The following is a 9,285-nucleotide window of genomic DNA, read 5'->3' on the forward strand; positions in this document are numbered from 1 at the left end:
AGAGGTTCACTCGAAGGATCACGCGGTGACCGCACCTACGTGCGTAGGGACACGCTCACCGGTGTCGTCGTACACCAACCCTATGGACTCAACTGGACTGGACGCCGATGCGGTCCCCCAAGAAGACAATTTTCACACTTTGGATGATCACAGCTCAACCACCTTCACGTGAACCGGCGACGTCTCCGGATGGAGTCGGGAGTACTCGTTTGCACGATCGCTCAACGAGTCAATCACGGACCTGTGGGAGGACGTTGCCGATCCCTCGGGGATCACGATCTCCAGCGTTCGAGATACGAGAGAATCCGGCCGAACCAAGATGTCTTGCCGAGACACGGGCAGAGCACGAACCACTGCGTCGAGGTAGCGGTTCAGGCGACGTTCGACGGCTGCTGGATTGTCCGCGTACGACGCTGCCCGCAGGTCGATGGACTTGATGGATGTCGCATGCTGACCATCGAAGCGGTCGAAGACACGGAACCCGTAGGGCAGGTTCCCACCCTGCATGGCCTCGGCGATGTAGCCGCGGGCGAACGGGCTGATGCCCCACATCTCCTCGATCGAGTTCGCCGAGTGCTTCTGGATGAGCTGCTCGGCCCGCACGAGACCTTCCTCGGCGGCCTCCCGCATCGCGAGGCCCTGTGAGCCACCGGGACCCCGGATGTTCGAGAGCACCTCGCGACCGAGCAGGACGCCCATGGCCGCCGCTGCGGACGATGGGTCCAGGCCCAGCTGCCACGACCACGTGTTCGTCGCCGACTTCCACGCCTTGGTCAGCGCCGGGCTGTTCGGCCCCGAGGCCATCAGCAAGACCTCGCCGGCCCCCACCAGAATGCCGGCGCCAGCCTCGCGCGACACCTGGGGATCCCGGTTCCACATGCCGATCGCGTACCACGTCTCCGGGTCGCTCAGGGTGCCCCAGTTCGACTCGACGAACCACGCCATCGGGGACACCCACCGTGCCCCTCGTAGCGCCTGCTGCCACACCGAGTCCTTGGGAGGCTCCGCCGCCTCCAGCGCACGTGCCGCCGTCTCGCCAGCTGCCCTGACCTCTGTCCGCGCCACCTCGAGGACCGTGACGGCACGCTCCATCTCGGAGGTGCCTGCGGTCGTGTTCGGCTCGACATACACCCGGATGCCCTGTGCCCGCATCTCCGCTCGTTGGCGCCGCGCGTTCTCCTGCGCCGCAACCTGCTTCTCCAGACCTGTGTCGTAAAGCGTGCGTGCGTACTCCGCCGACGCCCGGCCACTTCGCGCTCTGCTCCAGTCGCGCTTCGCGCCATGCCTCGTATGCCGCGCCGGTCCACAGAGCTTCGACCTTGAGAAGTCCCGTGTCGACGACGCGACACGCCGCGCCCCAGGTGTCGAGCACCTCGGCGGTGGCGAAGAGGGCACCGACGTCACCCGGCACCAGCTGCATCGGCGACAGGCCTGCCGCCAGGTCGCTGCGGGCGCTCACTTCGGCACCCCGGTCATCCGGTCGACGGCCTCGTCGTCGGCATCGGCATAGGTGCGGGCGCACAGACGGAGGCCATCAGCCATCGCGGCGTTCTCGTCGGTGAGGTCCCCGATCGCGGTGGACCATGTGGCACCGAACGAGTCCAGGGCCGCGTCAAGAGCCGAGGACCCACTCGGTCCGAGGTCGGTCAGTTCCTCGAGAGCTCTGCCCTCTGCAGCGGTCTGCAATCCATCGATCGCGGCAGCAGCGTCGCGGATCGTGTCGAGGTCCGCAGAGAAGTCATATGAGGCCATGGGCGTTCTCCCGCCTTGCAATTCGGCTCGTTGGGGTCACACGAGCCATGCAAGCAGGATTCGCAAAATCGGCCGTGGACTTATCCACAGGCCCCGAGGTGCGGGTCCCGCTGATCAGAGGCCGAGAGGACAGGACTCCGGCGCCAACGCGAAGGCCGCGTACCTCGAGCAGGGGAGCGGACGGCATACGCGCCCGAAGAGTGCCTTTGCTCCAAGATCTCGGAGCAAAGGCACCTCTCGGGACACCCCACCGAGAGAGCGCGTCAGGTGAGCAGCAACCGGTCCAGCCGGCGCCGCACGAGCCACAGCCCGAACAGCCCCATGACCACGAGATACCCGACCGACACCAAACTGGCCGACGTCACCGCCCCCGTCGTCAGCTCGCGGCACAGCACGACCCCGCGATAGAGCGGCGTCGCCTCGACGACCCAGCGCAGCACCCCGTCACCGAACGCGTCGACGGGGAAGAACGTCGCCGAGAAGAGGAACATCGGCAGCTGTGCGAGCGTGATCTTGTCGAAGTCCTGGAACGACGTCATGTACGTCGTGAGCCCCATGCACACCGCGCTGAACGCGAACCCGATGAGCAGTGTCGCCGGCAGCGCGAGCACCGCCCACCACGAGTGCACCAGCCCCATCGCGAGCATGACGAGCAGGAACGCCGCCGAGTACACGCCCCCGCGCAGCTGCCCCCACACGATCTCGCCGCGCGCGATGTCGGCGGTCGTGAGCGGCGTGGCGAGCATCTGGTCGTAGAGCTTCTCGTACTTGAGCTTGAAGAAGACGTTGAACGTGCTGTCCATGAGCGCACCGTTGAACGCGCTCGCGGCGAGCATCCCCGGCGCGACGAACGCGGCATACGGGATCTGCTGGCCGTTGAACGTGAACGAGTCGATGAGCGCGCCGACCCCGATGCCGATGGAGAGCAGGTAGAAGACCGGCTCGAGGAAGCCGGTGACGAAGAGCTTCCAGTGCCGCTTGTACGTCGTGTAGTTGCGGAAGGTGATGACCGACAGGGCGCCCGTCGGTGACAGGGGTGTGTGGCTCATCAGTCGCTCAGCCTCCGCTCCAGGCCTTGGATCGCCCACAGCCACCCGGCCACGGTGATGGCCACGAGGACGGTCACGTTCAGCAATGCGACCGGCCCGTCGAGCGTGTCGAGGCACAGCATCCGGGTGAGGTTGACGCCGTGCCACAGCGGCACCGCCTGCGCCACCTTCGACAACACGTCCCCGAGGTTCGCCACGGGGAAGAACGCGCCCGAGAAAAGCGACATCGGCACCACCCCGAGCCGGAAGACCAGCCCGAACGCCGCCTCGTCCCGCAGCCGCGTGCTGATCCCGAAAACCACTGTGGCAAAAGCCATTCCGACGAGCACGACGACGAAGAACGCCGCCACCGGACCCCACCACGTCGCGAACACCCCGAACGGCGCGAGCACGAGCAGGAACACCGCGCACGCCGACGCCACCCGCGCCAGCACGAACATGAGGTGCGCGTTGACGATGTCGCGCGCGGTGAGCGGTGTCGCGAGCTGCGCGTAGTACGTCTTGTGCCACTTGATGCCGCCCATGACAGGGTAGGTCGTCTCGCCGATCGCCAGCGTCATCGCGTGCGTCGCGACGAGCCCGGGCACGATGAACGCGAGGTACGACGTCGCACCCTCGAGCCGCGCCGGGTCGACGTCGATGAACCCACCGAGCAGCACCCCCATCGCGAGCACGTAGAACAGCGGCGCGACGAAGCTCGAGATCACCCCGCCGCGCCACGTCCGCTTGTACGCGGTCCACCAGTAGTCGGCCTGCCGCACCATCCCCTGCGCGATCGAGAGTCTTCCGTATGCCGGTGAGTCGCCGTATGCCGGCCCCTCGCCGTATGCCGTGTGCGCGCCGGTGTCGGTGGTCGCCATCAGTCGACCAGGCTTCGACCGGTGAGGCGCAGGAAGACGTCCTCGAGCGATGAGCGCCGGACGAGCGTCGCGACCGGAGTGAGGCCGCGCTCGTGCACCTGCGCGAGGACGTGCTCGCCGTCGTCGGTGTAGACGAGGAGCCGGTCGGGCAGCACCTCGACCCGTTCGCCGAGGTCGGCGACCTTGTCGGCGATCGCCTCGTGCTCCCCGACGCCGAACCGGAGCTCGGCGACCTCGCGCGTCGAGTGGGCGGCGATGAGCTCGCGCGGCGATCCCTCGGCCGCGATGAGTCCCTTGTCCATGACGACGAGCCGGTCGCACAGCTGCTCCGCCTCGTCCATGTAGTGCGTCGTCACGACGAGCGTCACCCCGGCCTGCTTGAGCCGGAAGAGCTGGTCCCACAGCACGTGCCGCGCCTGCGGGTCGAGCCCGGTCGTCGGCTCGTCGAGGAGCAGCAGCTCGGGCCGGTTGATGAGCGAGCGGGCGATGGTGAGCCGGCGTTTCATGCCACCGGAGAGGTCCTCGACCTTGGCCTTCGCCTTGTCGGTGAGGTTGGCGAACTCGAGCAGCTCGGCGGCGCGCTCGCGGCAGGTGGCGCGGTCGATGCCGAAGTACCGCCCGTAGATGAAGAGGTTATCGACGACGTTGAGCTCGTTGTCGAGCGTGTCCTCCTGCGGGCACACCCCGAGGCGCGCGCGGATCGACGGCCCGTCGGTGGCCGGGTCCATCCCGAGGATGCGCAGCTCGCCGCTCGTCACCGGGCTGACCGCGGCGATCATCCGCATCGTGCTCGACTTGCCGGCGCCGTTAGGCCCGAGGAACCCGAAGACCTCGCCGCGGCGCACGTCGACGTCGATGCCCTTGACCGCCTCGAACGTGCCGAAGCTCTTGCGCAGGTCCCGCGCCGTGATCATCGACCCCGTCGCGAGGGCGTGCGCCGTCCCGGGGTCGTGCGCCGTCGCATCAGTCACGTCGACCGACCCTAGGCGAAGCCCCCGACAGAGCCCATCGACTTTCCCGTGCCGCCCCTGCCCCCGCAACCCAGACCCCGGGCTGGGTGCCACCGACGCCTGAATGGGGAGCCCTCGCTTCTCATTAATGGCTGTTATATCAGGCATTAAACGGTATAGTGGCGGGTAATCCAGCCTTTTACAAGGAGGTGGTCCCCATTCCTGGACGGAGCCGGCCCACGCGCGTTCATCGCGCCTCGACCGACATCGGCACCCACCTCGCGACGTGGCGGCGCATGCTCGATCTGACGGCGGTGCAGGTGGCCGAACGCGCCGACATCTCCCGCGACACCCTGCGCCGGCTGGAGCATGGCGACCCCGGGGTGTCCTGGGGCACAGTGCTCGCTGTCGCCCGCGCGCTGGGCGCCCTCGACCGGCTGGTGGACGCGCTCGACCCGTTCGAGACCGATCTCGGTCGAGCTCGCGCAGCCCAGAGGATCCCGCGAAGGGTGCGGCATTGAGCGAGATCGATGTCCACGTCACCGGCCCGGCAGGTACGACCAGGGCTGGCACGGCCTGGTTCACCACCGGCCGACGCGCGGTGAGCACAACGTTCGCCTACGACCCGGCATACCTCGCAACCGGTGCCGGGTACGACCTGAGCCAGACCTGCCGCGGCGAGCGGGTCAGCACTACTTCTCGGGTCTCCCCGGTGCCTTCGCCGATGCCGCCCCGGATCGCTGGGGGCGCAACCTCATCGACAAGCGCCATCGTGCCCTCCAACGGGAACGGGGACAGCGACTACCGGCCCTGACCGACGTGGACTATCTGCTCGGAGTCAGCGACATCAGTCGTCAGGGCAACCTGCGATTCGCACGTGGCTCCGGCCCGTTCCTCGAGGTTCGCGATGACGTCCCCAAGATCGTGGCGCTCCCACACCTCCTCTCAGCGTCGGACAGGGTGGTCGACTCCGAAGGGGACGAGCTGTCCGCGGTGAAGGTCTTGCTCGAGGCCGGTTCGGGGTCGCTGGGCGGTGCCCGCCCGAAAGCTTCCGTGCGAGGTGACGACGGCGTCCTCCTGCTTGCCAAGTTTCCCCATCGTGACGACGACTGGGACGTCATGGGGTGGGAGAAGACCATGCTCGATCTCGCAGGCCGGAGCGGCTTGCGCGTGCCGATCAGCCAACTGGCGAGGGTGGGCCGCCGCAACGTCCTGCTGCTCCAGCGGTTCGACCGAACCACGGGCGACGGTCGCCTCGGTTACATCAGCGCCATGACGCTTTTGGGTGCCCGTGACGGCGACGAGCGCGACTATGAGGACATCGCCGAATCCCTCTCGGAGTCGGGGGCTGCCGTCAACCAGGACCTCACCGAGCTCTTTGGTCGGGTGGTCTTCAACGTCGCCGTGCACAACACCGATGACCATCTGCGCAACCACGGCCTTCTCCGCCGACGTGGCGGTTGGACCCTCAGCCCCGTCTTCGACGTGAACCCGGACCCGGACCCGGACCGCTCCCGGAGGACCGCCATTCTCGGTGCAGCCGAACCCGGAGACGAGATTCCCGCCCTGCTTGATTTCGCGCAGACATGTCGCATGACTCGGGAACGCGCGGTCGAGGTGATTGGGCGGGTCGTGGAGGTGGTCCGCGATTGGCGGGATGCTGTCGCGGTGAACGGTATCTCGCGACGAGAGCAGTCGCGGTTCGCGGAAGTCCTTGACGACCGGGTGCGCAGGCTGACCGACCTCACCCGCTGAGCTCTCTCCTGTGACCGGGCCGAGCATGCTCGTCATCCACACCCTCAGTCTTGCAAGCCGGGAGGGCGCGAGCGATCTGAGCGCAAGGTGCGCGGACGGCATACGCTCACCTGCATGGCGGACTCGACGGAGAGGCTGGACCACCCCGCGCGCACCCTCGTCCTTGACGAGCTGCACGCGCGCACGGCGCCGCGCGTGCGACCGCCGGCGCTCGTGCTGCACCTCGCGCTGAGCCCGGCCGACGAGCCGGCGACGCGCGACCGCTCTCAGGACGTGCGCCAGCTGCGCGCGCTCGCCGGCCCGGACACGAACGTTCCCGACGGCGCGCGCCACGTGCGCTTCCAGCGCGACGGCTGGGACGTCACGTGGGAGAGCCACACCGAATTCGCCTCGTACACAGCGGTATTCGCGGGAGGCGACCCCCTGCGCACGAGTCCGCGGACGGCATACCCGGAAGGCTGGGAGGCGACCGACCCGGGAGCCCGCGTGGCCGCGGTCGCGGTGGCCGTGCTCCCGATGCCAGACTCGCCCACCACCGTCCTCGAGACCGCACGCGGGTGGCTCGAGCCCGAACGCATGGTCATCTCGCGGGTCGTCGGTGGCGCGTGTGTGCTGGCGGGGGACTTCGTCGCCGACGCGGACGGGTTCACGCGGTTCATGCTCTTCGTGCCGGACGAGATCGGGCCGGGGCGGACCGGGCGGACGGTGCAGCGGGTCGTCGAGCTCGAGACGTACCGGTCGCTCGCGATGCTCGGGTTCGCCGGCAGCCAGGAACTCGGCGCGCGGCTCACGACGCTCGACCCGAAGCTGTCGCGTCTGGTGTCGCAGCTGGACGAGCCCGAGCAGCCGGGGGAGGAGCTGCTGCACGAGCTGCTGTCGGTGTCGGCGGAGCTCGAGGGGTACGCGATGGCGCACGACTTCCGCTTCGGCGCGACGGGGGCGTATGCCGCGATCGTCGAGGACCGTGTCGCAGGGCTGGCCGAGGAACGGTTCGAGGGACGGCTGACGCTGCGCGAGTTCCTGGCCCGGCGGTACGCGCCGGCGATCCGGACCGTGACCTCGCTCGAGGCGCGACTCGGCCGGATGATCGAGCGGTCGGGCCGGGCCGCAGACCTGCTGCGGACGAAGGTCGACGTGGAGCGGCGCGCACAGAACCAGGCGCTGCTGCGTGACATGGACGCGCGAGCCGAACGGCAGGCGCAGCTGCAGCACACGGTCGAGGGCCTGTCGGTCATGGCGATGACGTACTACGCCATCGGCCTGCTCGGCTACCTCCTCGCGCCGGTCATCGAGGAGACCGGGTTGTCCAAGGTGTGGGTCATGGCGGCGCTCGTGCCGCTGGTGCTGCTGACGGCGTGGCTCGGGCTGCGGTTCATGCGGGCGCGCGTGCACCGGTCACTCGACCGCGAACACTGACGCAGGCGCTGGGCGAGCCCGGTCCACGGCGGCATTTCTGCGCCGCTGGCGCCACCGGCGCAGATCGTCGCGAGGCGCGCAGCCATGTCTGCGCCGCTCGTCAGGATCTGCGCCGCTCGTCAGGCGCCGCACGCACCGACGCGACCGGTCGTGCCGTCAGTCCCGTCATCGGGTGGAGCTGCCGAGCCTGCGCGTCGACCTCGGGCCGGGATAGTCGCCGAACTCGGCGCCGGGTCGATGGCGGAACCACGTCGCCATGGCTTCGTCAAGCTGCTCGTCGGTGATGCCCGGGTTCTCGCGACGAAGCCGCATGCGTTGCATCTCGACACCGGCATCCGCGAGGTCGAGCGCGATCCTCAGGCGCTCTTCGGGAGTGCTCGCGGACATGGTTCGAGTGTATGGCCGCCTGCCTCCCCCTTTTCCCTCGGTCGCCCTGACGCGCGGCTCACCACGGCTTCGACATCCAGCATGCCGTCCCCGAGAGGTTCCTTTGCTCCAGACGTCTGAAGCAAAGGAACCTCACGGCGCGGTGGATGGGTGCAGGATCGGTGGATGGTGCGACCCGTGGATGAGCTCACCCAGGTGGACCGCCCGGCGTGGCCGGGTCTGCGCGAGGCGATCGACGCATCCTCGTCCGACGTGCGGGTGCTCCCGGTCGAGCGCGCGACAGGGGAGCGGGTCATCGAGCGACTCCAGGTCACGGCCGCGTCGGCACTCGGTGCGCTCGCGCTCGAGACCGGCGGGATCCTCGTCGACTGCGGTTGGCTGCGCATCCTCGGCGGCGGAGCCGACGGCCTCGCCAGCCTCGCGAGCGCCAACGACCTCGAGGCCCCGACCGGTGACACGCAGCCGCCGCCCGCGCTCGTCGTGGCGTGGGACGTCATCGGCGGACGCTTCGCCATCGACGGTGGCGGGCTCGGCGTCGCGGCCGGCCAGGTCTGCTACTTCGCGCCGGACTCGCTGCGCTGGGAAGGCCTTGACCTCGGGCACGGTGACTTCGTCCACGCGATGGTCACGGGTGCGACGTCCACGTTCTACGACGGGCTGCGGTGGCCGGGCTGGGAGGACGACTGCGAGGCGCTCGCCCTCGACCACGGCTTTGCGCAGTACCCGCCGCCCTTCTCGGCCGAGGGCCAGGACCCGGCGCAGGTGTCACGCCGACCGGTCCCGATCACCGAGCTCTTCGCCTTCCACGACGACGCGGCGCGCCAGCTCGGGAGCTGACCACCCGGCATACGGAACGACCCCGGCGATGAGTCGCCGGGGTCGTTCACACGTGTGCGCAAGGGGGGATTTGAACCCCCACGCCCGTAAGGACACTGCCACCTGAAGACAGCGCGTCTGCCGTTCCGCCACTTGCGCGTGAGCCGTCCCAGTGTGCCGCACGCACCCGCCGTCCACCAAACGCCGAGTTGACTCACGCAAGATGCCCGCGTGATCGGAGTCGTTGACTCACTCGAAGATGCCCGCGTGGGTCACGATCGGGGATGGAGCTCACGTTGG

General features: G+C 68.7%; 11 protein-coding genes and 1 tRNA gene. 5 read left to right on the top strand and 7 right to left on the bottom strand.

The window, feature by feature from the left end; translation table 11 throughout:
* Nucleotides 1-147: 147 nt before the first annotated feature.
* The 5 genes from BCF74_RS16760 to BCF74_RS16780 form a co-directional block, all read right to left on the bottom strand.
* Nucleotides 148-945 (bottom strand): endonuclease toxin domain-containing protein, encoded by a 798-nt coding sequence (locus tag BCF74_RS16760; RefSeq protein WP_146133031.1) that lies wholly within the window; start codon nucleotides 943-945, stop codon nucleotides 148-150.
* A gap of 510 nt (nucleotides 946-1,455) precedes the next feature.
* Entirely contained in the window at nucleotides 1,456-1,752 is a 297-nt protein-coding gene (locus BCF74_RS16765) for a hypothetical protein (protein WP_106299069.1), read from the bottom strand.
* A gap of 263 nt (nucleotides 1,753-2,015) precedes the next feature.
* Nucleotides 2,016-2,801 (bottom strand): ABC transporter permease, encoded by a 786-nt coding sequence (locus BCF74_RS16770; protein WP_106299070.1) that lies wholly within the window; start codon nucleotides 2,799-2,801, stop codon nucleotides 2,016-2,018.
* Nucleotides 2,801-3,661: an ABC transporter permease gene (locus BCF74_RS16775; protein WP_218279303.1), complete on the bottom strand. Its 861-nt coding sequence runs from the start codon at nucleotides 3,659-3,661 to the stop codon at nucleotides 2,801-2,803. The genes BCF74_RS16770 and BCF74_RS16775 overlap by 1 nt, the downstream gene beginning before the upstream one ends.
* Nucleotides 3,661-4,575: an ABC transporter ATP-binding protein gene (locus BCF74_RS16780; RefSeq protein ID WP_106299076.1), complete on the bottom strand. Its 915-nt coding sequence runs from the start codon at nucleotides 4,573-4,575 to the stop codon at nucleotides 3,661-3,663. Before BCF74_RS16780 ends, BCF74_RS16775 begins: the two co-directional genes overlap by 1 nt.
* A gap of 245 nt (nucleotides 4,576-4,820) precedes the next feature.
* Here BCF74_RS16780 and BCF74_RS16785 point away from each other — a divergent pair, with 245 nt between their 5' ends.
* The 4 genes from BCF74_RS16785 to BCF74_RS16795 all read left to right on the top strand — a co-directional run bounded on the left by BCF74_RS16785 (nucleotide 4,821) and on the right by BCF74_RS16795 (nucleotide 7,782).
* Nucleotides 4,821-5,132, top strand: coding sequence for a helix-turn-helix domain-containing protein (locus BCF74_RS16785; RefSeq protein WP_281257201.1), 312 nt, complete (start codon nucleotides 4,821-4,823; stop codon nucleotides 5,130-5,132).
* Entirely contained in the window at nucleotides 5,129-5,425 is a 297-nt protein-coding gene (locus BCF74_RS17450) for a hypothetical protein (protein WP_170070287.1), read from the top strand. Before BCF74_RS16785 ends, BCF74_RS17450 begins: the two co-directional genes overlap by 4 nt.
* A 5-nt stretch (nucleotides 5,426-5,430) precedes the next feature.
* Nucleotides 5,431-6,366, top strand: coding sequence for a type II toxin-antitoxin system HipA family toxin (locus tag BCF74_RS16790; RefSeq protein ID WP_170070288.1), 936 nt, complete (start codon nucleotides 5,431-5,433; stop codon nucleotides 6,364-6,366).
* 114 nt (nucleotides 6,367-6,480) lie between these two features.
* Nucleotides 6,481-7,782: a DUF3422 family protein gene (locus BCF74_RS16795; protein ID WP_106299072.1), complete on the top strand. Its 1,302-nt coding sequence runs from the start codon at nucleotides 6,481-6,483 to the stop codon at nucleotides 7,780-7,782.
* Between the two features lie 165 nt (nucleotides 7,783-7,947).
* Here BCF74_RS16795 and BCF74_RS16800 read toward each other — a convergent pair whose 3' ends face one another.
* Entirely contained in the window at nucleotides 7,948-8,169 is a 222-nt protein-coding gene (locus BCF74_RS16800; protein ID WP_106299073.1) for a hypothetical protein, read from the bottom strand.
* Nucleotides 8,170-8,334: 165 nt separating this feature from the next.
* Between BCF74_RS16800 and BCF74_RS16805 the strand changes: the two genes are divergently transcribed.
* Nucleotides 8,335-9,006, top strand: coding sequence for a DUF2625 family protein (locus tag BCF74_RS16805; RefSeq protein ID WP_106299074.1), 672 nt, complete (start codon nucleotides 8,335-8,337; stop codon nucleotides 9,004-9,006).
* Nucleotides 9,007-9,061: 55 nt separating this feature from the next.
* Here the strand turns inward: BCF74_RS16805 and BCF74_RS16810 are convergent.
* Nucleotides 9,062-9,144: transfer RNA gene (locus BCF74_RS16810), tRNA-Leu, on the bottom strand.
* Between the last annotated feature and the right edge of the window lie 141 nt (nucleotides 9,145-9,285).

Source organism: Knoellia remsis (genome assembly GCF_003002895.1).
Lineage (GTDB): Bacteria > Actinomycetota > Actinomycetes > Actinomycetales > Dermatophilaceae > Knoellia > Knoellia remsis.

Coding starts and splice junctions, on each gene's coding strand:
- BCF74_RS16800 (WP_106299073.1), bottom strand. CDS start 8,169: ATGTCCGCGAGCACTCCCGAAGAGCGCCTGAGGATCGCGCTCGACCTC.
- BCF74_RS16760 (WP_146133031.1), bottom strand. CDS start 945: ATGGCGTGGTTCGTCGAGTCGAACTGGGGCACCCTGAGCGACCCGGAG.
- BCF74_RS16795 (WP_106299072.1), top strand. CDS start 6,481: ATGGCGGACTCGACGGAGAGGCTGGACCACCCCGCGCGCACCCTCGTC.
- BCF74_RS16765 (WP_106299069.1), bottom strand. CDS start 1,752: ATGGCCTCATATGACTTCTCTGCGGACCTCGACACGATCCGCGACGCT.
- BCF74_RS16775 (WP_218279303.1), bottom strand. CDS start 3,661: ATGGCGACCACCGACACCGGCGCGCACACGGCATACGGCGAGGGGCCG.
- BCF74_RS16780 (WP_106299076.1), bottom strand. CDS start 4,575: ATGATCACGGCGCGGGACCTGCGCAAGAGCTTCGGCACGTTCGAGGCG.
- BCF74_RS16805 (WP_106299074.1), top strand. CDS start 8,335: ATGGTGCGACCCGTGGATGAGCTCACCCAGGTGGACCGCCCGGCGTGG.
- BCF74_RS16770 (WP_106299070.1), bottom strand. CDS start 2,801: ATGAGCCACACACCCCTGTCACCGACGGGCGCCCTGTCGGTCATCACC.